Consider the following 21904-nt stretch of genomic DNA (forward strand, 5'->3'; position numbering starts at 1 on the left):
ACCACCCCGTCAGTAGCTGAACAGGAGGGACAGCTGATAGAAACAGAAGCCACTGGAGCACCTCAAAAACACCATCATACACTAAATCAGTAAGTTGGCAGCATCACCGACGCGACGCTGTAATTCCGCCAGTTCTTCGGTGGTTGCGACAAACCAGCTACCACGTCCGGCTAATTGTAGCGCATCGCCGTCAACAACTTGATTAACGTCTGCTTTTTTGAGGCGCTCAGCAACAATCTGATTAAACAACGCACTGCGGGCTGCCGACAACCAAAAACTACGTTTATTGCGATCGCGCACCGGAGTATTGGTTTGCGCCCAGCGCAGCGCGCCCTGCAAGTTGCTACCGCCAATCCCAAAACGTTGGGCACCGAAGTAGTTCGGTACACCTTTTACGCAAATATCGATCAGACGTTGTTCAACGTCATCGCGATTGCTCACTTCGCGCAGAACCAGGGTAAAGGCGTTACCTTTCAGCGCGCCTAAACGCAGCTTGCGCTTGTGCCGCGCATACTCCATCACCTGGCAGCCTTCCAGTTGAAAGGCGCTCAGATCGGGCATTTCCTTGCCCGGCACGCGAGCACATAACCACTGTTCCGTAACAGCATGTTTGTCTTTTTGCCCAGCGAAGCTGACTTCACGGGCATGAATTTTCAGGAATTTCGCCAGTGCATCCGCCACAAAACGGGTATTGCAGCCGTTTTTGAGGATTCTAACCAAAATATGCTCACCTTCACCATCAGGCTCAAAGCCCAAATCTTCCACCACCACAAAGTCTTCCGGATTGGCTTTCAGCAGCCCGGTGCCTTGCGGTTTACCGTGGAGGTAAGTGAGATTATCAAACTCAATCATTTTGTTGCCTTAATGAGTAGCGCCACCGCTTCACAGGCAATCCCTTCCCCACGTCCGGTAAATCCCAGTTTTTCCGTAGTAGTGGCTTTCACGTTAACATCATCCATATGGCAGCCGAGGTCTTCGGCAATAAACACGCGCATTTGTGGGATATGCGGCAGCATCTTCGGCGCCTGCGCGATGATAGTGACATCGACGTTGCCGAGGGCATAACCTTTCGCCTGAATACGACGCCAGGCTTCGCGCAACAGCTCGCGGCTGTCGGCACCTTTAAATGCCGGATCGGTATCCGGGAACAGCTTGCCGATATCTCCCAGCGCCGCCGCGCCAAGCAATGCATCGGTCAACGCATGCAGCGCCACGTCGCCATCAGAATGCGCCAGCAGCCCTTTTTCGTAAGGAATGCGCACGCCACCAATGATAATTGGGCCTTCACCGCCAAAGGCGTGTACGTCAAAACCGTGTCCAATTCGCATTATGTATTCTCCTGATGGATGGTTCGGGTGAGGTAAAATTCGGCCAGCGCCAAATCCTCCGGACGCGTTACCTTGATGTTATCCGCGCGGCCTTCAACAAGTTGCGGATGAAAACCGCAATATTCCAGCGCCGAGGCCTCATCGGTAATGGTAGCGCCTTCATTTAAAGCGCGAGTCAGACAGTCATGTAACAACTCACGAGGGAAAAATTGCGGCGTCAGTGCGTGCCATAAGCCATTGCGATCAACGGTGTGAGCAATGGCATTTTTACCCGTCTCGGCGCGTTTCATCGTATCGCGCACCGGCGCGGCGAGGATCCCTCCCGTGCGGCTGGTTTCGCTCAACGCCAACAATCGCGCGAGGTCATCCTGATGCAGACAAGGACGAGCGGCGTCATGCACCAATACCCACTGCGCGTCGCCAGCGGCTTTCAGACCTGCCAGCACGGAATCGGCACGCTCTTCACCACCATCAACAACCGTGATTTGTGGATGATTCGCCAGAGGAAGTTGTGCAAAGCGGCTATCGCCAGGACTTATGGCAATGACGACATGTTTCACCCGGGGATGCGCCAGCAGCGCATGCACCGAGTGTTCAAGAATGGTTTGATTACCGATTGAGAGATATTGCTTAGGACATTCCGTTTGCATTCGACGGCCAAATCCGGCCGCCGGAACCACGGCGCAAACATCCAAATGAGTGGTTGCCATGTTAATTCCCGGGCTGATTTATCGATTGTTTTGCCCCGCAGACTGTGCGCGCTTCGACGCGTCAGGCACCAGACGATAAAAAGTTTCGCCCGGCCTGGTCATGCTGAGTTCATTACGCGCACGCTCTTCGAGCGCCTCCTGGCCGCCATTGAGATCGTCAATTTCGGCAAAAAGCTGATCGTTTCGCGCTTTAAGTTTCGCGTTTGTAGCTTGCTGTGCCGCCACATCATTATTGACGCGAGTATAGTCATGTATACCGTTCTTACCGAACCACAGCGAATACTGTAGCCAGACCAGAATAGCCAGCAACAGCAGCGTTAGTTTACCCATCCTGCCCCCTGAAAAACGGCATCATCATCCCATGCATCCGAAGACGACTCTACATCCTCTGTTGGGGATACCGCGACAACGCGGGCAAATGTACCACATTTGTCCATTGTTACGTATACCCAGGGCGTGCAGAACATAATCTCATTATTAGTTACGGTTTGAATTATGAACAGAGGAGACAAGAAAGTACAAATTAGCCCAGTAGCCACATAAACAGTGCGCCAAACATAATGCCTACTGTCACCAGGGTGAAAACAATACTGTAGCGTAGCTTTCCGTCCATCAATGAATGCAGCGCAATCCCCACCACTACCGCGACAGGCATCAGTGCCAGAAAGAAAGGCCAGGTGTAGATAAAGAAGAACAGCGTGTTAGAGCCATAAATCAACATCGGCATCGCCAGCGCAAATAACCATGAGATAAAACCGACCACGGCACCAGGCAGTGACCATGTGGTTTCTTCATCCTCAGTAAGGCTGTCGTTATTTGTTAGTGTAATGTTATGGCTATTACGCATATTTGATCCTGTTACTTTGACGAACCGGGCATGGAAACCCGGTGGTGTCTCAGGATCTGATAATATCGTTCTGTCTCAACAGATCTAATAATTGCTGTACCAAATTTGTTACTAATTGTTCACCATTGAGATGAATTTCTGCCGATTCAGGCGCTTCGTAAACGGAATCTATTCCCGTAAAGTTGCGCAGTTCACCGGCACGCGCTTTCTTATATAAGCCTTTTGGATCGCGGGCTTCGCAAATCGCCAGCGGCGTATCGACAAACACTTCGATAAAGCGCCCTTCTCCTACGCGTTCACGAACCATCTGGCGTTCGGCGCGGTGTGGCGAGATGAATGCGGTCAGCACCACCAGTCCGGCTTCAACCATCAAATTCGCCACTTCACCGACGCGACGGATATTCTCTTTACGATCGGCATCGCTAAAACCGAGATCGCTGCATAATCCGTGGCGAACATTGTCGCCATCCAGCAGATACGTACTGACGCCAAGTTTATGTAACGCCTCCTCCAGCGCCCCCGCGACGGTTGATTTACCGGAACCAGAGAGGCCGGTAAACCACAGCACAACACCACGATGACCGTGGTGCTGTTCGCGTTGTTGCGGAGTTACTGGGTGGCTATGCCAGACGACGTTTTCGTCATGCAGAGCCATTATTTATCTCCCAGTAAATCGCGCGCACCCCAATGCGGGAAATGGCGGCGAACCAGGGCATTCAATTCCAGTTCGAATGCACTGAATTCAGATGGCGCAGCAGTTGCCTGGCTAACTGGTTCGTGCACCATACCGGCACCTACGGTCACATTACTCAGGCGATCGATAAAAATCAGCCCACCTGTAACCGGGTTTTGCTGATAACGATCTAACACCAGTGGCTCGTCAAAGGTGAGATCTACCAGGCCGATGCCGTTCAGCGGCAGGTTTTCAACTTCGCGTTGGGTAAGGTTATTGATATCAACCTGATAACGAATGCCATCAACACGAGCACGCGTCTTCTTACCGGCAATTTTGATGTCATAACTCTGGCCCGGGGAAAGCGGCTGTTCCGCCATCCATACCACATCCACCGACGCGCTCTGCACAGCCGGTAACGCTTCGTCTGCCGCCAGCAGCAGATCGCCACGGCTGATGTCGATCTCATCCGTCAGCACCAGGGTGATCGCTTCTCCGGAAAAGGCTTCTTCGCGATCGCCATCAAAAGTCACGATCCGCGCGACGTTTGATTCCACACCAGAGGGCAGCACTTTGACACGTTGCCCGACTTCCACGCGACCGGATGCCAGCGTTCCGGCGTAGCCACGAAAATCGAGATTCGGACGGTTAACGTACTGCACCGGGAAGCGCATTGGCTGAGCATCCACCACTCGCTGGATCTCCACGGTTTCCAGCACTTCGAGCAGTGTCGGACCGCTGTACCACGGCATACTTTCACTTTGCGAAGCCACGTTGTCGCCTTCCAGTGCGGAGAGCGGCACAAAGCGGATATCCAGATTACCCGGCAGCTGCCCGGCAAAAGTCAGATAATCTTCACGAATACGGGTGAACGTCTCTTCACTGTAATCCACCAGATCCATTTTGTTGATCGCCACGACCAGATGTTTGATCCCCAACAGTGTGGAGATAAAACTGTGACGACGGGTCTGATCGAGCACGCCTTTACGGGCATCGATCAGTAAGATCGCCAGTTCACATGTCGATGCGCCAGTCGCCATATTGCGGGTGTACTGCTCGTGCCCTGGGGTGTCGGCGATAATAAATTTACGCTTCTCGGTAGAGAAATAGCGGTAGGCCACATCAATAGTGATGCCCTGTTCGCGCTCAGCTTGCAGGCCGTCCACCAGCAGTGCCAGATCCAGCTTTTCGCCCTGGGTGCCGTGACGCTTACTGTCGTTATGCAGCGATGAGAGCTGATCTTCGTAGATTTGGCGGGTATCGTGCAGCAGGCGACCAATCAGGGTACTTTTGCCGTCATCGACGCTACCACAGGTCAGAAAACGCAGCAGGCTTTTATGTTGTTGCGCAATCATCCAGGCTTCGACGCCGCCTTCATTGGCGATTTGTTGTGCAAGTGCGGTGTTCATCTTAAAAATACCCCTGACGTTTTTTCAGCTCCATAGACCCCGCCTGGTCGCGGTCAATCACGCGGCCCTGACGTTCACTGGTGGTGGAAACCAGCATCTCTTCGATGATCTCCGGCAGTGTTTGTGCATTTGACTCCACCGCACCGGTCAGCGGCCAGCAGCCCAGCGTACGGAAACGCACCATCCGTTTTTTGATCACTTCGCCCGGTTGCAGGTCGATACGGTTGTCATCAATCATCATCAACATACCGTCGCGTTCCAGAACCGGACGTTCCGCAGCGAGATACAGCGGAACAATGTCGATATTTTCCAGCCAGATGTATTGCCAGATATCCTGCTCGGTCCAGTTAGAGAGCGGGAAGACGCGAATGCTTTCGCCTTTGTTAATTTGCCCGTTGTAGTTGTGCCACAGCTCCGGGCGCTGATTTTTCGGATCCCAGCGATGGAAGCGGTCACGGAAAGAGTAGATTCGCTCTTTAGCGCGGGATTTCTCTTCGTCACGGCGCGCACCACCGAAGGCGGCATCAAAACCGTATTTATTCAGCGCCTGTTTCAGGCCTTCAGTTTTCATAATATCGGTATGTTTCGCGCTGCCATGAACGAATGGATTAATCCCCATCGCCACGCCTTCCGGGTTTTTATGCACCAGCAGCTCGCAGCCGTAGGCTTTAGCCGTACGATCGCGGAACTCATACATCTCGCGGAATTTCCAGCCGGTATCGACATGCAGCAACGGGAAAGGCAGCGTACCTGGATAAAACGCCTTGCGCGCCAGATGCAGCATGACGCTGGAATCTTTACCGATAGAGTAGAGCATCACCGGATTTGAGAATTCTGCCGCCACCTCGCGAATAATGTGGATGCTTTCCGCCTCCAGTTGCCGCAGGTGAGTAAGTCGTTTTTGATCCATAACCGTTCCTTTGCAATACCGCTATTTTCTTGCCATCAGATGTTTCGACTATAGGGAGCGTAAGAGAACGAATGAAATTACCAATTAGAATGAGTAGTTCCTTAACGGAATAACGATTTGGCAAAGCTAATATCAAAAAGTGCTTAAGGCACCGGATTTCGGGCGTTTAGGAAGATTTGAAATTGTTTTAGCGCAGCGGCAGTTTCATACTATGGCGGTAAAAAAATTTGCATGGTATTTAAGGACTCACTATGTTTTCCGCATTGCGCCACCGTACCGCTGCCCTGGCGCTCGGCGTATGCTTTATTCTCCCCGTACACGCCTCGTCACCTAAACCTGGCGATTTTGCTAATACCCAGGCACGACATATTGCTACTTTCTTTCCGGGACGCATGACCGGAACTCCTGCAGAAATGTTATCTGCCGATTATATTCGCCAGCAGTTTCAGCAAATGGGTTATCGCAGTGATATTCGGACATTTAATAGTCGGTATATTTATACCGCCCGCGATAATCGCAAGAGCTGGCATAACGTGACGGGAAGTACGGTGATTGCCGCTCATGAAGGCAAAGCGCCGCAGCAGATCATCATTATGGCGCATCTGGATACTTACGCCCCGCTGAGCGATGCTGACGCCGATGCCAATCTCGGCGGGCTAACGTTACAAGGAATGGATGATAACGCCGCAGGTTTAGGTGTCATGCTGGAACTGGCTGAACGCCTGAAAAATACGCCTACCGAGTATGGTATTCGATTTGTGGCGACCAGCGGCGAAGAGGAAGGAAAATTAGGCGCTGAGAATTTACTCAAGCGGATGAGTGACACCGAAAAGAAAAATACGCTGCTGGTGATTAATCTCGATAACTTAATTGTTGGCGATAAATTGTATTTCAACAGCGGTGTAAAAACCCCTGAAGCAGTAAGGAAATTAACGCGCGACAGGGCGCTGGCAATTGCGCGTAGTCATGGAATTGCCGCAACGACCAATCCGGGTTTGAATAAAAATTATCCGAAGGGTACTGGCTGTTGTAATGACGCCGAAGTTTTCGACAAAGCCGGTATTGCCGTACTTTCGGTAGAAGCAACAAATTGGAATCTTGGGAATAAGGATGGTTATCAGCAACGCGCAAAAACAGCTGCATTCCCTGCGGGAAATAGCTGGCATGACGTAAGACTGGATAATCAACAACATATTGATAAGGCACTTCCAGGAAGAATAGAACGTCGCTGCCGTGATGTTATGCGGATAATGCTACCGCTGGTGAAGGAGCTGGCGAAGGCGTCTTGATGGGTATGAAAATGGGAGTTGGGAGTTCTACCGCAGGGGCGGGGAATTCTAAGTGATATCCATCATCGCATCCAGTGCGTCCGGTTTATCCCCGCTGACGCGGGGAACACACATGAATGTCGGTTCAGACCGTGTTTTTACCCGGTTTATCCCCGCTGGCGCGGGGAACACAGCGCGGGCTAATGTCTGCTCTGAATCATCACCGGTTTATCCCCGCTGGCGCGGGGAACACAGTGAGTATTTCGCGGACCTCTTCACCGATCGCGGTTTATCCCCGCTGGCGCGGGGAACACGCGGAAACAGCTTCCTGGATGCTGCGTTATTGCGGTTTATCCCCGCTGGCGCGGGGAACACCCTCCCCTCCTTAGTCGATGAAAAGAGTATAACGGTTTATCCCCGCTGGCGCGGGGAACACGGTGGACGGATTTTCTATATTCCCACCGTCCGCGGTTTATCCCCGCTGGCGCGGGGAACACTCGATCGCAAATATGCTCCGATTGATGAAAAGCGGTTTATCCCCGCTGGCGCGGGGAACACTGACTAAATCAGCGCCCGGTCCGGGATATTGTCGGTTTATCCCCGCTGGCGCGGGGAACACAGTGGCAGGCCGGTAATATGAAAACAACCGAGCGGTTTATCCCCGCTGGCGCGGGGAACACCCCTTGTATTTATGCACCCAGTCGTTTACCGACGGTTTATCCCCGCTGGCGCGGGGAACACTGGCTAAGAGCAAAAACAGGGGTATGCAGACGCGGTTTATCCCCGCTGGCGCGGGGAACACCTTTGACCGAGTCTGATATTGCCCGTGCCTGCCGGTTTATCCCCGCTGGCGCGGGGAACACACTAAGCATACATAACTGTTTTTAAACAAATTTATTCCGCATCAACAATCTACCAACTAAATTAAAACATTTCCTTATTTTTAAAGAACGGATAACTTATTGATTATCAACAGGAAGAAAAGAAACCAAACGCAACCCATCCAAATCCACCGGAATACGTCTATTTTCACCCCAGGTCTGAAATTCAAAACCTGACTCGGTATTGGTCGCCCAGGCCATCACTACATTTCCGCAACCTGCCAGTTGAGAGATTTGCTGCCAGATCATCTCCCGAATACGTTTGGACGTATCTCCGACATAAACACCGGCACGCACTTCAAGTAGCCAGATCGCGAGCCGTCCACGTAAGCGCGGAGGGACATTTTCTGTAACAACGACGACCATACTCATCCGCCGCGTCCCCGGTGACCGCTATCGCCCAGCGTTTCAGGTTCAGGGATGGCAGGCGGTAACATATCCGGCGCGGGTTGTGGTGGTTCAATTTCACCTGCGGCAAGCACTTCCTCGATTAACGGAATTAATTTGCCCGTTAACTTACTGCTACGGAAAATATCACGACAGGCCAACCTGACTTCTTTATCTGGTTCTGCGGGTTGCCTCGCTGCTATTTCAAATGCCTTTGGCACAACCGAATCAAATTTAATGATATCGGCTATGTCATAAACAAATGAAAGCGGTTTGCCACTATGGATAAATCCAATAGCGGGCGCATATCCCGCGGCTAATACTGCCGCTTCAGAAATACCGTACAGACATGATGTGGCAGCACTGATGCAGCGATTCACAACATCGCCTTTTTCCCAGTCTTTAGGATCGTATTTGCGACCATTCCATTTCACACCATATTGTTTCGCCAGTAATGCATACGTCTGGCGAACGCGGGATCCCTCAATTCCACGTAGCTGCTCCACTGAACGGCGAGCTGGCGGTGGCTCACGAAAACGTAATTCATACATTTTGCGCACCACCTTCAGACGTAGATCTTCCGTTAAAGCCAGCTTTGCCTGGTAGAGTAACTTATCAGCACGCGCCCCACCGGGTTGTCCGGAAGAGTAGACGCGAACACCCGCTTCACCGACCCAGACCAGTAGCGTCCCCACCGTGGCGGCCAGATGCACCGCCGCGTGGGAAACTCTCGTTCCCGGTTCGAGCATAATGCAGGCGACCGATCCCACCGGAATGTGCGTGCGGATCCCGGTTTTGTCGATCAGCACGAAAGCGCCGTCCAGTACGTCGATTTGACCGTACTGGAGGAAGATCATGGAAGTGCGATCTTTTAATGGGATCGGGCTCAGCGGTACAAACGTCACGCCTCTGCTCCGGGTTTGATCAGCATCAGACCACAACCGAACGCCCGGCTTTTGCCATACCCCTGACTGAGACGTTGCAGAAATAACCCAGGATCGGTGACCGTAAGCATCCCCGTATAATCCACGCTACTGAACTGGATCAGTTGCCGGGAGTTTTCCCGCCGCAGTTGCTGTTGTCGGTAGGCATCAACCGAAGTATCCAGCAGTGTAAAACCGCTTCTCTCCCCCTGCGCTGCCAGCCAGTCCAGCGCAGCCTGTTGTTGATGCAACCAGACATCACTTCCTTCCACCTGCCCCCTCACCTGCCGTTTCGCCTCCATCAGCAAGTCGTGGCGTTTGCCCGCTTTACAAATTGTTGGATTCGCCCGCAGGTTGAAACAAAGGGATTGTCCGGTACGCAACTCTGGCGCAAATGGTCGGCATTCGATGGTGAAAATATCACTTTCCGCCGGGCGTTCCTGCGACAGGACAAAAAAGCGAAACGCCCCCTGGAGTTCTTCCCGACGATAAAGAAATTGCCTTTCTTTGCCGCCAGGAAAAAGATCCCACAGCCACTGATGCATTACATATTCACCGCGATCCACCAGATGCAGCAACTGCGCTGGGGAAAGCTGGCCGGTATGTAAGGTTATTCTTGAGAGGTACATGGTTCCTCCTTGCTGAGCCACGGCCCCTGATTGATGGTGCGTTCCCCAAACAGCCACTGCTGACGATTTAAAGGAACATCCCGGCGACGTAATATTTTGCTCGCGACCAGGCCGTCGTGTTCCCCTTCCCACCAGCATTCATCCTGAAGTTTCGGGAGTGAGACTTTCAGTTCGCGGAAACTATCCTGATACTGTTGGTATGCGTTACGTAAGACATCAGACGCGTTGCCTTCGAGCAGTAACGGCGCAAGTGGTAACGCCAGCGGATGACTTTTTCGCCCCAGATAAAGCGGAAAAACCGGATGACGTAAACCGTCCTGCAACTGTTCAAGGCTGTAAGGCGCATCGGGGGTTGTTGCCACCGCCACCATCCACCAGGCATCGGTGTAGTAGTCGCGCCGGGAGATAATCGCGCTCAGAAGATCAGGGGCGCTCAACTCTTCGCGACGGCTGAAATAACGCGCTTTACGCACCTCTTTTGGCATCTGGACCGTGTGATAATCCCGTGCCCAGCGCGGGTTACGGCTGGCGCAAACCACCAGTGAATAGTGGCGGTTAAACGCGTTTAATCGTTCGGTATCATCACGCCGAATCCCTACCCCGGCAGCCAGCAGCCCCAGCAATGCTGAGCGCGAAGGCAGTTCATGGGTATGACGCACTTCGCCAGGGGCATCGACGCCCCAGGATGCCATTGGCCCATGAAGCTGAAAAATCAAATATTGGCTCATTAGCCGCCCCTTACGCGCAGATAAAGTCCAGCACGTCCTTCATGCTTCCCTGTTTGTTCATCACGTCAAAGCTTGCACATTCGGTCTTCTGTTCATAGACCGTATTCATATTTTCGCGAAGCGTTGTAATACGCTGCACCGCCACATCTAACTGGAGGGTGCCATTAATGGGTTCATAGAAAGCCGCCGCCAGAGAGCGTGGTTGTTCAGTGCCTTTTTCTGCCAGCGCCCAGGAGGCGTAGGCACGGCTGGCAAAGCTGTTCTGTTTGCCGGTTGGGGAGACTTTAAGTGCGGCTTCCGTAAAGGCGCGCAAGGTCTGATTAGCTAACGCTTCGTCACCGCCGAGGTTTTCGACCAGCAGATCTTTATCGATGCAGATATAGGTGTAGAACAGCGCAGAACCGAATCCGGTTTCACCAAGATGCCCGGCACCGGCATCTTCAGAAGCCTGGCGCAAATCATCAACGGCGGTGAAAAAATCATCTTCGACAATCGTTTCACTGACACCAAATGCATGCGCGACCTGGCAGGCGGCTTCAACATTAAATTCGGGTTTATTCGCCAGCATACGACCAAACATAGCGATATCTACCGCCATGCGATCTTTACGTAACAAAGCGAGATCTTCCTCTTTTGGCGCGCGCTTTTCTTCGGCCAGTTGATGGGCCAGCGCTTTTACGGCGTCAAATTCTGCCGGGCTGATATGGACTAGCTGTTCAGTTTCGGCGTTAGTGAGCGGATCTTTTGGTTTTTTGTCGTTTTTAGCTTTCCCAAGATAATCCGCAATTTTTGCCGCCCATTCGATGGCTTTTTTCTCTTCGATGCCTTTCTCAATCAGGATAGTTGCCGCCTCACGCGCAATACGCCCACTGCGAATACCAATATGGCCCGCCAGTGCCTGTTCAAAAAGTGCAGAAGTGCGCCACGCACGTTTCAGACTTTGTGAGGAAACGCGCAGACGCGTTGCTCCACCCAGTACCACAGTTTTTGGCGCACCGGTGTCATCACGGTTAAGGTTGGCAGCAGGGTAAGCGGTTAACAAATGAAGCTGAATAAATGTCGTCATGAGATAGTCCTTTATTAATTTTGTTCGTTATCGGCGTCGCCAGCCTGGTAATATTCCAGCGCCCAGCGGATACGGATAAATTCTGTTGGCCGCTGCTGGCGGCGGTGATGATTGAGCAGATCGTCGCTCTCCTGGCACCAGCGGAAAATATCGTCTGCCAAAGAGATAAGATTGACGGAACCATTTAATAATTTGACCGCGCGACGTAACTGGCGCAGTAATTCATCCGGCGTTTTGACTGCCGACAGGCGAGTAAAACGCCCCTCAGACATTACCGCCGCCAACTGCGCGGCAAAAGGCTGCCGTTCATCAATGGCTTTTACATTGGCGGCAACGGCGGCAACCAGCGCCAGTGCGGTAAAACGCCACTCCTGTGATTCAATTTTCCACAACGTGTGGGTCTGCATCAGCAGAGAACGAAACCCTTCTGACAGACAAACATCATTAACCGTTGTGCTACGCCGCAGACTGGCACGATTGCCGCGTTTTTCCTGCAACTCTTCGTGCCATTTACGCAGCGTGGCTTTGTGCTCCTCTTTTACAATACTCATTCAGCAGCCTCCTGCTTTTTCTCCCTGGCGGCTTTAGCACTTTGCTTCTCCGCCGATGTTGTAAAATATTTCTTGCGCGCGGTCATGACGCGTTTCAAATCAACGGGCTCATAAGGATTAGTGAATACACGCTCGTCAAAATCCTGACGCGCGAATAACCAAATTTCCTTTTGCCATTTGCCGAGTAATTCATCCGCATCCTGACCTTCTTCAATTTGGCGCACTAACCTCAGGAAGCGATGCTGAGTTTTGTTCCAGAAGTCGATATCCACAAAACTGAAATCACCCCTTACACCTTTTGGATCGGAGAACCATGCTTCTTTCAATGCACTCCGTAACAGACTCAGAATCCGTGAAGCCGTTTGCGCAGCCAGCCGCAGCTTCGGTATCTGGCCTTCTTTTTTATTGAGCAGTAGCGGGAAATGGTGTTCGTACCAACAGCGCGCTTTCATGTTGTCAAAATCATAACCAAATCCCCATAGGCCCACTTTTGCCTGTTTCAGACTGCTGGCATTAAAGAGTTTCACCACCAGTGCAGGAAGTTCCGTATTGTTTTCTGACTTACCCGTTTCGATAAGGCCTAACCAGTCGCGCCAGATTAAACCGCCCGGTTGTGGTTTGACCGAGTAAAACTCGCCACCCTCTTTAAGTGGTATACGGTAAGGCGTTAAAGGATGCTGCCACATGGCATAATTCGCACCGTAATTTTTGGTCGTCATCAGGCTCAGGAGCGCGTCGTTCTGCTCGCCGCAAATATCGCAGTTGCCGACTGTCGTGGTATTAAAATCAATACGAATACGCCGCGGCATTCCCCAGTACGCCTGGAGTTTATTAACCTGATCATCGGTTACCACCGCACCGGCCAGTTCGCTGGTGCGCGTCGGGCCAAGCCAGGGGAAAACCAGACCGTCAAATTTTTTGGGTAGCGGTAAGTCGGCTTCATCCTGCGGCATCACGTTGAGCCACATTTTGCGCCACAAGGGAGTTTGTTGATTGCCCTGATATTCCTGTAATTCAATCAGAGTAGTCATCGGCCCACCGCCGCGTAAGCCGGTGCGATAGCCTTTGCCGCCTGACGGCGCATTTAACTGTAGAGAGAACAAGGCTAGTGCAGAACACTGTGGGCACAGGTGTTCCGTTACACCACGCTTGATAAAGTGGTCTTTATTAAACTTTGTTGTTTGAACGCCGGGAATCTCAGGCAGTAGCGAAGCGACCGGAACTTTATCTCCCGTGAGCGCCTCAAAATCCTGCATAAATGAAGGGGAATCTGGCCCAAACTGGAAAGCGTGCTCTAATGGCAGCAATGCCTCCCGTAGCTTTTCAGCTTCCAGTCCGTCTTCCCAGATATCATCCCAACGACGATGATCTTTTGGCGCGAAGCTGGTTTGTAGTAGCCCCAGCAAAAACTGCCATGCCGCCCCCTGGAGATCTGCCCGCGGCGCAGCTATATCGACAACATTTTCATCCGCCAGATGGACTGGCGCCAGTTTGCCTGTTGTTCCGTCTTTAAAACGAACGGGCAACCACGGGGTTGTCAGAAGTGAAAACGAGTTCATACGCATCCTCTCGTAAAAAAGACCATCCCTGGCCGGTTGTCCATCCTTCCATCTTTTTCTGTGTATCAACTATTCAGAGAGCCCTGTCGCAGGCATCTCAACCAACCTTGCCAGTCAATCCTTCCATAGCCGAATACCCGCAACTTTCGTCATCGGTGACTAAAATCACGTTTGCCATCTCCGGATCTTGCCGCTGTTCAATGCACCACTGCCTGAACGCATCCCCTTCCAGTAAAGAAAACTCATCCCGATGTTTTTTCCACCAGCTTCGACGCACTCTGACAACGCTCATTTCCCATGCGTGAGCACCGGTGGCATAAGGCTTCACCACACCGTCAATACAGGTAGCCAGCCACAGGGAAACAGATTCCTCAGCCAGACGTGTCGACAGCTTTTCCGGAAGGTAATCGTTGATATTGGCGGCATAGCCAGGCTTGAAGTTCAGGACAAACTTTTTAGCCATTGCGCGATCGCAGTAATATTTGCCCACTTGCTCCTGCTCACTGCGGGCAAATCCTTCCGGCATTGCCACGTCTTCACCGTAGACTGATTCAATAAGAAGCCGGGCTGCGTGTGGCATCTGAATAGCGCCTTGCTCACGCAGCACACGCTGCGTCAGCCAGATTCGCCCATGATCGGGGTAGACATATGCACTGTTACGCATGGCGCTGCCAAACCATTCGTCACCCGGAGAGTCGTCCCAGACGGGAGCCAGAATCAGCAATTCAGGAGGGGAACGCTCGTCTTTTCCGTCACGCTTTAACAGACCATTAATATCGCGGATATGCCGCTGTAATCGCCCCGCCCGCTGGATCAGTAAATCAACAGGGGCAAGGTCGGAAATCATTTCGTCCAGGTCGCAGTCAACGCTCTGCTCCAGGACTTGAGTACAAATGAGGACTTTTCCGGCACGCTGTGAACAGTCTTCTTTACCAAAGCGTGCCAGCGTCTCCGTTTCAATTCGCTGGCGATCGCTAAAAGCAAAGCGGCTATGAAAAAGTGAAAGGCTGGAAGCAGGAATGACGCCGCGGGCAAGTAACTGACGATGAACCTGGATGGCGTCATCGACAGAATTTCGGATCCAGGCGATACATTTCCCCTGACTTACCGCCGATTCGATACGCGCAATACACTCTTGTTCGCTATGAAGCCAACCCACACTCACGCTGCGCTCAACGTCTTTGCGCGTCGCTACCCGGTGTGAATGCACATCGGATTTCGTAACGTGCGTCAGCCAGGGGTAATCATCCTTTTCCAGCAACGGAGCTTCTTGCTGGCCCTCTATACCACGCGCAAAGGCGGCGACGAGTTTGTCGCGCTGCTGTTGAGATAACGTGGCAGAAAGCAAAATGACGCTGTTTCCGCCACGCGCCTGCCGCTCGATCAGCCCTTCAAGAATGCATGACATGTAAGCGTCACAGGCATGGATCTCATCAGCCAGCAGGATTTTGTTACTCAGTCCCAGAAGCCGCAGATTATTATGTTTGAACGGCATCACAGCCATCATCGCCTGATCCAGCGTGCCGACGCCAATTTCAGCCAGTAGCGCCTTCTTGTTACTGTCGGCAAACCAGGCCGCACATCCCTGACTGAACGTTTGTTCATCCGGTTCTTCTGACCCGACTAAATCACCGGACCAGAGTGATTCATTAAAGCGGTCCATTAATGTTCGGGCACTGTGTGCCAGCACCAGGCTGGGGCGGGACTCTGGCGAATAGAAAGCAAGCCAGGTTTTGACCAGTCGATCGTACATGGCATTGGCCGTTGCCATTGTTGGCAGGCCAAAAAACAAACCCTGCGCTTTCCCCGCAGCCATCAACCTGTGCGCCAGGATAAGCGCCGCTTCTGTTTTACCTGCGCCGGTTACATCCTCCAGAATAAATAACTGTGGTCCCGGCTGGCTGATATCCAGATCCAGCACCTTTTGCTGTAGCGGTGTCGGATTCTCAATAAAAGGAAACAGCGTATTAATTCCGGTGAAAGGCGCGCTTTCTGCTTTTGGAGGAAAGACGGTTAAGGCGTTTTGAGCCTGAACTAAAGTTTTCTGCCAGTAATCTTCAATATCCATTGCCTGTGCAACGCGTGGAAAATATCGCGTTGACGATCCCGTCCAGTCTGCAAGTACGACGGTTGCAGAGATATACCAGGAAAGTTGTTTTATAAGTTCAACGCCCTCGTCATCATCCCAGAATGTGGGGATCTCTATGAGCGGAAACAGTACCTTGATTGCAAGGAGAAAATCTCGTGCGGCACCTTTGTCTTCAGGCAGAAAATTATCCAGTTCATCCATACGCTCAGGGGGTCGACCATGATGCCCGGTAGTCATGGGCATCCACATCTCCATCACCCGTTTAAGTTTGCGCGGAGAGAGTGAAGATGAAGGAAGCAACTCCTGACATTCACTTAAATAATGGTTCCACAACCAGTAGCCCAGCGTTGAATGAGAGATCTTTTCGTAATTCTTTCTTGCGCCTTCCGGAACCTTGAGTTGTGGGTGCAGGTAAAGTTGCTGAAAAGAGCGGGCAAATTTTCCAATATCGTGCCAGCACAGCAGCCAGGCGAAAAATTGTGCTGCCAGCTCCGTGTCAGCGAAACCTAATTGACGAAAATAGCCAGCCAGTCCGAAGCAATTGCTTTTAACCATTAAATAGCCCATCGCGGCTACATCCAGCGAATGCCAGCAAAGAAGGTGATAGTCTTCGCCCCCGTCTTTCTCGCCGCGTCGGGTTTTTCCCCAGAAATAAAAGAAAGTCACAATATTTTTATCCTTCAGTAAAACTTAAAGGATATTCACGCATATATTAAAAATTATCTGTGACATATATCTTTCAATAAAATATTTACATTGTGAATAATTAAATGATTTTCATCCATAATATATATAAATAATAAACATAGGCATAATATTCACATAAACAATATAAATTAAAAAAGGGTGCAGGAGACCAAACCATCACAATTCAGTACGCGGGGTTTTACCCCCGCGTGGTGGCTACTTCTTCGATTCGTAAGCGAGAACTGCCTTAAACTCCATACCACGTTCTCTGATACTCAACTCACACAACGAGTCGCCTACCATCAGCGTGAATCCCAGTACTGTACAACACAGTACGATGATTGCCACAAGGGCATATTTTGTCAGCATGTCTTGCCTCCCTGCAAAGAAGAGACTAACATTCGAATTGCTTAGGTTCGAACGCTGGCCTCAGGTTGATAGAAATATCGCCTGGGGCTTTTGTCCATCTGGAACCTCGCGAATGCTTAACGCCAGACAGCCTCAAGCACCCAACTCCATTCTATACCTGTTAATTCTCCCTGCGATGTTCACCTTTAAATGCCGGAATGCTGCTCGCAAAATAAAAACGCCCCATCATTTCTGACAGGGGCGTTTAATTTATCCGGCAATATTTACCCTTCGTGTAACCCACATTCTCTTTTTAAGCCAAAGAAACGCGTTTCTTCTTCCGCCATGCCGGGTTCCCATTTACGGGTTGTATGGGTATCACCGACCGATAAATATCCTTCGTCCCATAATGGGTGATATTTCAGGCCATGTTTTTGCAGGTACTGATAAATAGTTCGGTTATCCCAGTCGATAATCGGCAGCACTTTAAATACGCCACGCTGAATTGCCAGCACCGGTAAATTGGCGCGGCTGCCGGATTGTTCACGGCGCAGGCCAGCAAACCAGGTTTGCGCATTCAGTTCTTTCAGCGCCCGGTTCATCGGTTCGACTTTGTTGATCTCGTTGTACTTCTCAATCCCCTCAACACCCTGCTCCCACAGTTTACCGTAGCGCGCTTCCTGCCAGGCGGCGCTTTCGGTAGCGCGGTACACTTTCAGGTTGAGCTTGAGTTTGTCCGTTAACTCGTCAATAAAGCGGTAGGTTTCTGGGAACAGATAGCCGGTATCGGTGAGGATCACCGGAATATCCGGGCGAATCTGATTCACCAGATGCAGGCTCACCGCCGCCTGAATGCCAAAGCTGGAAGAAAGTACATATTCACCGGGCAGATTATCCAGCGCCCAGGCAACGCGGCCTTCAGCGTCCAGTTTTTCCAGTTCGGCGTTAGTTTCCGCCAGCGCCAGAATGCGATCTACCTTCGGCAGTTCGTTCAGGGCGTTTAGATCGAGTTTGGACATAGATTCCTCACTGTTTGCCTTGCCTGATGCGACGCTCACGCGTCTTATCAGGCCTACAAGACCGGGCTAATGGTTAATCCCACAAATCGCGCGCCGGATCGAGCACCGGGCGAATGATGCCCGCACGCACCGTAAAGTCGCCGAAGCCTTCACCCGCTTCGCGCTCTTTCGCCCAGCGCCCTATCAGTTCATCAAGCGACGCCAGGATTTCCGGCTCGGTGATGTTTTCTTTATACATCCGTGGGATACGTGTCCCAATGCGGTTGCCGCCAAGATGCAGGTTGTAGCGACCCGGCGCTTTCCCCACCAGACCCACTTCCGCCAGCATCGCGCGACCACAACCGTTCGGGCAGCCTGTTACACGCATCACGATATGCTCATCGCTGACACCATGTTTCGCCATTAAATTATCGATGTTGTCGATAAAAGACGGTAGGAAACGCTCCGCTTCCGCCATCGCCAGCGGGCAAGTCGGGAATGACACGCAGGCCATTGAGTTTTCACGCTGCGGCGTGACGGCATTCATTAACCCGCTTTCTTTGGCGACCTTCTCGATCTTCGCTTTCTCGCTTTCCGGCACGCCGGCGATGATCAGATTCTGGTTCGCCGTAATGCGGAAATCACCTTTGTGGATCTTCGCGATCTCCAGCAAGCCGGTTTTCAGCGGACGTCCCGGATAATCAAGAATGCGACCATTTTCGATAAACAGCGTCAGGTGCCAGTTATCATCAATGCCCTTAACCCAGCCAATACGATCGCCGCGTCCGGTAAACTCATACGGGCGAATCGGCTCGAATTTGATCCCCGCGCGACGTTCAACTTCCGCTTTAAACGTCTCAACCCCTACGCGCTCCAGCGTGTATTTGGTTTTGGCATTTTTACGATCGGTTCGGTTACCCCAGTCACGCTGAGTTGTCACGACGGCTTCCGCCACTGCCAACGTATGCTCCAGCGGCAGATAGCCAAACTCACTCGCCGTGCGGGCGTAGGTTTTCTTGTTGCCATGTTCGATGGAAAGCCCACCGCCCACCAGCAGGTTAAAGCCCACCAGCTTGCCGTTTTCGGCGATTGCCACGAAGTTCATGTCGTTGGCGTGCAGATCGATATCGTTCTGCGGCGGGATCACTACCGTGGTTTTGAACTTACGCGGCAGGTAGGTCTGACCAAGGATCGGCTCTTCATCAGTAGTGGCGACTTTTTCCTGATCGAGCCAGATCTCCGCATACGCGCGGGTACGAGGCAGCAGATGTTCAGAGATTTTCTTCGCCCATTCATATGCTTCCGCGTGCAGTTGCGACTCGTAAGGGTTCGAGGTGCAGAGTACGTTACGGTTCATGTCGTTAGCAGTCGCCAGCGCATCAAGGCCGACCGAGTGCAGCATCTGGTGCACCGGTTTGACGTTCTTTTTCAGAATGCCGTGGAACTGAAACGTCTGGCGGTTGGTCAGGCGAATGCTGCCATAGATGGTGTTTTCACCGGCAAATTTGTCTATCGCCTGCCACTGTTTGGTGGTGATCACGCCACCCGGCAGACGGCAGCGCAACAGCATCGCGTGGCGCGGCTCCAGCTTCTGTTCAGCACGTTCGGCGCGGATGTCGCGGTCATCCTGCTGATACATGCCGTGGAAGCGGATCAGCAGGAAGTTGTCGCCCTTAAAGCCGCCGGTCAGACCGTCGTTTAAATCTTCCGCAATGGTGCCGCGCAGGTAGTTGCTTTCAAGCTTCATGCGCTCGGCGTCTGTCAGTTTTCCTTCGACCACTAAAGGCCCTGGATGTTTTTCGCTCATTAGTAGACATCTCGCTGATAACGGCGCTCTACGCGCAGCTCACTTAAAAATTCATCCGCCGCTTCGGTGTCCATGCCACCAAATTCGGCAATCACTTCCAGAAGTGCCTGCTCAACGTCTTTCGCCATGCGATTAGCGTCGCCGCAGACATAAATATGGGCACCGTCATTGATCCAGCGCCACAGCTCCGCGCCCTGTTCGCGCAGTTTGTCTTGTACGTAAATTTTTTCTTTTTGATCGCGCGACCAGGCAAGATCGATACGCGTCAGCACGCCCTCTTTGACGTAGCGCTGCCATTCCACCTGGTAGAGGAAATCTTCCGTAAAGTGCGGGTTGCCAAAGAACAGCCAGTTTTTCCCCGGCGCTTCGTCGGCGGCGCGTTGCTGCATAAAGGCGCGGAACGGCGCGATGCCGGTGCCTGGGCCAATCATAATCACCGGGGTTTCTGGGTTGGCTGGCAGGCGGAAGTTGTCGTTATGTTCGATAAATACGCGGACTTCGCCCTCTTCTTCCACGCGGTCCGCAAGGAAGCTGGAGGCACCACCGGCACGGGCGCGGCCTTCCACGTCGTAACGCACCACGCCAACGGTGACGTGTACTTCGTTCTCGACTTCCGCCTGCGAGGAGGCGATGGAATACAGGCGCGGGGTCAGCGGGCGCAGCAGGTTAATCAGCGCTTCGGCATCCAGTTGCGCCGGAGAGAAACGCACCATGTCAACAATCGGCGTGGTCGCGGCGTAATGCTGTAACTTCGCTTTATCGCCCACCAGCGGCAGCAGCGTTTCGCTGCGGGTAAGCGTGGCGTAGTTCTCAACAATATTCGCGGTGTTGACGGTCAGTTCAAAGTGCCACTGTAGCGCTTCGCTCAGGGTCAGCGTTTTGCCGTCAACGGTGACAGGTTCATCGCCTTTCAGCCACAGCAGTTCGACAAGTTCTTTCACCAGTGCCGGATCGTTCTGATACCAGACGCCCAGCGCGTCACCCGGCTGGTAACGCAGGCCAGAGTCACCTAAGTCAATTTCGATATGGCGAACGTCTTTTTCAGAGTTACGCCCGGTAATTTTCTGGTTAACCGAAAGGCTCGCCACCAGCGGCGCGTCTTTGCTGTACGGGCTGGTGTGGATTTCATTTACCGCGCCAGTAGCGACGGATTGCGAAGGTGCCGTGACAGGCGCACGCGATTTAAGCGCATCAACCACGCGGGCGCGCCACTCGATGGCAGCAGCCTGGTATTCAACGTCGGCATCGACACGGTCGAGCAGGCGTTCACCGCCCAGTTCCGCCAGCTTGCTGTCAAAATCTTTCCCGGACTGGCAGAAAAATTCATAAGAGCTATCGCCGAGGCTAAACACGGCAAATGCAGTGTTTTCCAGCTTTGGCGCTTTTTTGGAGAACAGGAACTTATGCAGCGCGACGGCTTCTTCCGGCGGTTCCCCTTCCCCTTGCGTTGACGTCACCACGATGAGCAGTTTTTCGCTGGCGATTTGTTTGAATTTATAGTCGCCCGCGTTCACCAGCTTAACGTTCAGTTTTGCCGCTAATAAATCATCGCGTAATGCTTCAGCAACCCGGCGCGCATTGCCGGTTTGCGAAGCGGAGATAATAGTTATACCCGGCATTTCTGCGGCGGGCGCTGGCGTCGCTGCAAGCGCAGCAGGCTGCTGGTTGAGCACGCCCCAGAAATAGCCAGAAACCCAGGCAAGCTGGGTAGGAGTTAAATCGGTCGTGGCCGCCTGAAGGCGTGCCAGTTGCTCCGGGTTCAACGGAAGCAACGCGGAAGGTGGGACCTGTGTCGTCATGCGTCGTTATGTTCCAGTAAGCAAAGCTGTTTCTGCGCCCTGTCAGCGCCCATAAAACAGAAGAGAAGGTAAGGTTAACGGGGTGAACGGTGTGGATTAAAGACGGGATAGCGATAACTAATAACCAAATCGACTAACCTGTTTTAGCAATAGTCTTTAACAACAAAACAGATTAACCAACCCAATGAAAAACAAATGAATTTAGCCAATCATTAAGATAAATCAGCGATTTTGCGCAACAAAGTCGTTTTAGATAATGCGAAAAAACAGCCTTTCCGGTACTCTACGGCGGTTTTATCGTCATGTA

The 21904-nt window shown here is 52.2% G+C and carries 20 protein-coding genes, 2 pseudogenes and 1 CRISPR repeat array; of the genes and pseudogenes, 1 reads left to right on the forward strand and 21 read right to left on the reverse strand.

The features are described 5' to 3' along the window. The 9 genes and pseudogenes from ACJHWT_RS21235 to cysD all read right to left on the reverse strand — a co-directional run. The coding region (locus ACJHWT_RS21235; protein WP_129692851.1) for an IS1 family transposase at positions 1-53 on the reverse strand (53 nt) is incomplete at its 3' end. Between the two features lie 49 nt (positions 54-102). Continuing rightward, positions 103-852 (reverse strand): annotated as a pseudogene (gene truD, locus ACJHWT_RS21240) (tRNA pseudouridine(13) synthase TruD); the annotation flags it as partial. Continuing rightward, positions 849-1328: a 2-C-methyl-D-erythritol 2,4-cyclodiphosphate synthase gene (gene ispF / locus ACJHWT_RS21245; RefSeq protein WP_001219237.1), complete on the reverse strand. Its 480-nt coding sequence runs from the start codon at positions 1326-1328 to the stop codon at positions 849-851. The gene ispF and the pseudogene truD, both read right to left, overlap by 4 nt. Next, entirely contained in the window at positions 1328-2038 is a 711-nt protein-coding gene (gene ispD, locus ACJHWT_RS21250) for a 2-C-methyl-D-erythritol 4-phosphate cytidylyltransferase (RefSeq protein WP_000246133.1), read from the reverse strand. The genes ispF and ispD overlap by 1 nt, the downstream gene beginning before the upstream one ends. Before the next feature lie 18 nt (positions 2039-2056). Beyond that, entirely contained in the window at positions 2057-2368 is a 312-nt protein-coding gene (gene ftsB / locus ACJHWT_RS21255) for a cell division protein FtsB (protein ID WP_000517479.1), read from the reverse strand. Positions 2369-2561: 193 nt separating this feature from the next. Continuing rightward, entirely contained in the window at positions 2562-2885 is a 324-nt protein-coding gene (locus ACJHWT_RS21260; protein ID WP_001246104.1) for a DUF3561 family protein, read from the reverse strand. Between the two features lie 49 nt (positions 2886-2934). Beyond that, a complete protein-coding gene (cysC, locus tag ACJHWT_RS21265; RefSeq protein WP_001173653.1) occupies positions 2935-3540 on the reverse strand; it encodes an adenylyl-sulfate kinase in 606 nt (201 codons plus the stop codon). Next, the gene (gene cysN / locus ACJHWT_RS21270; RefSeq protein ID WP_001090371.1) at positions 3540-4967 is read right to left on the reverse strand and encodes a sulfate adenylyltransferase subunit CysN; all 1428 of its coding nucleotides are present in this window, start codon (positions 4965-4967) and stop codon (positions 3540-3542) included. Before cysN ends, cysC begins: the two co-directional genes overlap by 1 nt. A 1-nt stretch (position 4968) precedes the next feature. Then, positions 4969-5877, reverse strand: coding sequence for a sulfate adenylyltransferase subunit CysD (gene cysD / locus ACJHWT_RS21275; protein WP_000372392.1), 909 nt, complete (start codon positions 5875-5877; stop codon positions 4969-4971). Between the two features lie 251 nt (positions 5878-6128). Between cysD and iap the strand changes: the two genes are divergently transcribed. Further along, a complete protein-coding gene (gene iap / locus ACJHWT_RS21280; RefSeq protein ID WP_000490430.1) occupies positions 6129-7166 on the forward strand; it encodes an alkaline phosphatase isozyme conversion aminopeptidase in 1038 nt (345 codons plus the stop codon). Between the two features lie 81 nt (positions 7167-7247). Further along, positions 7248-8008: a CRISPR direct-repeat array (repeat unit 29 nt; unit sequence CGGTTTATCCCCGCTGGCGCGGGGAACAC). A gap of 96 nt (positions 8009-8104) precedes the next feature. Here the strand turns inward: iap and cas2e are convergent. The 12 genes and pseudogenes from cas2e to cysJ form a co-directional block, all read right to left on the reverse strand. Next, entirely contained in the window at positions 8105-8398 is a 294-nt protein-coding gene (gene cas2e / locus ACJHWT_RS21285; RefSeq protein ID WP_000063170.1) for a type I-E CRISPR-associated endoribonuclease Cas2e, read from the reverse strand. Next, positions 8395-9318, reverse strand: a complete 924-nt coding sequence (gene cas1e, locus ACJHWT_RS21290) for a type I-E CRISPR-associated endonuclease Cas1e (protein WP_000144858.1) — start codon at positions 9316-9318, stop codon at positions 8395-8397. The genes cas2e and cas1e overlap by 4 nt, the downstream gene beginning before the upstream one ends. Next, positions 9315-9965: a type I-E CRISPR-associated protein Cas6/Cse3/CasE gene (gene cas6e, locus ACJHWT_RS21295; protein WP_000281438.1), complete on the reverse strand. Its 651-nt coding sequence runs from the start codon at positions 9963-9965 to the stop codon at positions 9315-9317. Before cas6e ends, cas1e begins: the two co-directional genes overlap by 4 nt. Next, the gene (gene cas5e, locus ACJHWT_RS21300; protein WP_000085058.1) at positions 9947-10693 is read right to left on the reverse strand and encodes a type I-E CRISPR-associated protein Cas5/CasD; all 747 of its coding nucleotides are present in this window, start codon (positions 10691-10693) and stop codon (positions 9947-9949) included. The genes cas6e and cas5e overlap by 19 nt, the downstream gene beginning before the upstream one ends. 10 nt (positions 10694-10703) lie before the next feature. Then, the gene (cas7e, locus tag ACJHWT_RS21305; protein ID WP_000206444.1) at positions 10704-11759 is read right to left on the reverse strand and encodes a type I-E CRISPR-associated protein Cas7/Cse4/CasC; all 1056 of its coding nucleotides are present in this window, start codon (positions 11757-11759) and stop codon (positions 10704-10706) included. 14 nt (positions 11760-11773) lie between these two features. After that, positions 11774-12310, reverse strand: a complete 537-nt coding sequence (gene casB, locus ACJHWT_RS21310) for a type I-E CRISPR-associated protein Cse2/CasB (RefSeq protein ID WP_000029335.1) — start codon at positions 12308-12310, stop codon at positions 11774-11776. Then, a complete protein-coding gene (gene casA / locus ACJHWT_RS21315) occupies positions 12307-13869 on the reverse strand; it encodes a type I-E CRISPR-associated protein Cse1/CasA (RefSeq protein ID WP_001084113.1) in 1563 nt (520 codons plus the stop codon). Before casA ends, casB begins: the two co-directional genes overlap by 4 nt. A 97-nt stretch (positions 13870-13966) precedes the next feature. Then, positions 13967-16667 (reverse strand): annotated as a pseudogene (gene cas3, locus ACJHWT_RS21320) (CRISPR-associated helicase Cas3'). 194 nt (positions 16668-16861) lie between these two features. After that, entirely contained in the window at positions 16862-17014 is a 153-nt protein-coding gene (locus tag ACJHWT_RS21325) for a Hok/Gef family protein (RefSeq protein WP_000956458.1), read from the reverse strand. Between the two features lie 263 nt (positions 17015-17277). Continuing rightward, positions 17278-18012: a phosphoadenosine phosphosulfate reductase gene (gene cysH, locus ACJHWT_RS21330; protein ID WP_000039853.1), complete on the reverse strand. Its 735-nt coding sequence runs from the start codon at positions 18010-18012 to the stop codon at positions 17278-17280. Between the two features lie 73 nt (positions 18013-18085). Then, the gene (cysI, locus tag ACJHWT_RS21335; RefSeq protein WP_001290714.1) at positions 18086-19798 is read right to left on the reverse strand and encodes an assimilatory sulfite reductase (NADPH) hemoprotein subunit; all 1713 of its coding nucleotides are present in this window, start codon (positions 19796-19798) and stop codon (positions 18086-18088) included. Then, positions 19798-21597, reverse strand: coding sequence for an NADPH-dependent assimilatory sulfite reductase flavoprotein subunit (gene cysJ, locus ACJHWT_RS21340; protein WP_000211894.1), 1800 nt, complete (start codon positions 21595-21597; stop codon positions 19798-19800). Before cysJ ends, cysI begins: the two co-directional genes overlap by 1 nt. Between the last annotated feature and the right edge of the window lie 307 nt (positions 21598-21904).

Origin of the sequence: Escherichia sp. WS338 (genome assembly GCF_046486405.1) — a bacterium.
GTDB classification, from domain to species: Bacteria; Pseudomonadota; Gammaproteobacteria; order Enterobacterales; family Enterobacteriaceae; genus Escherichia; species Escherichia coli.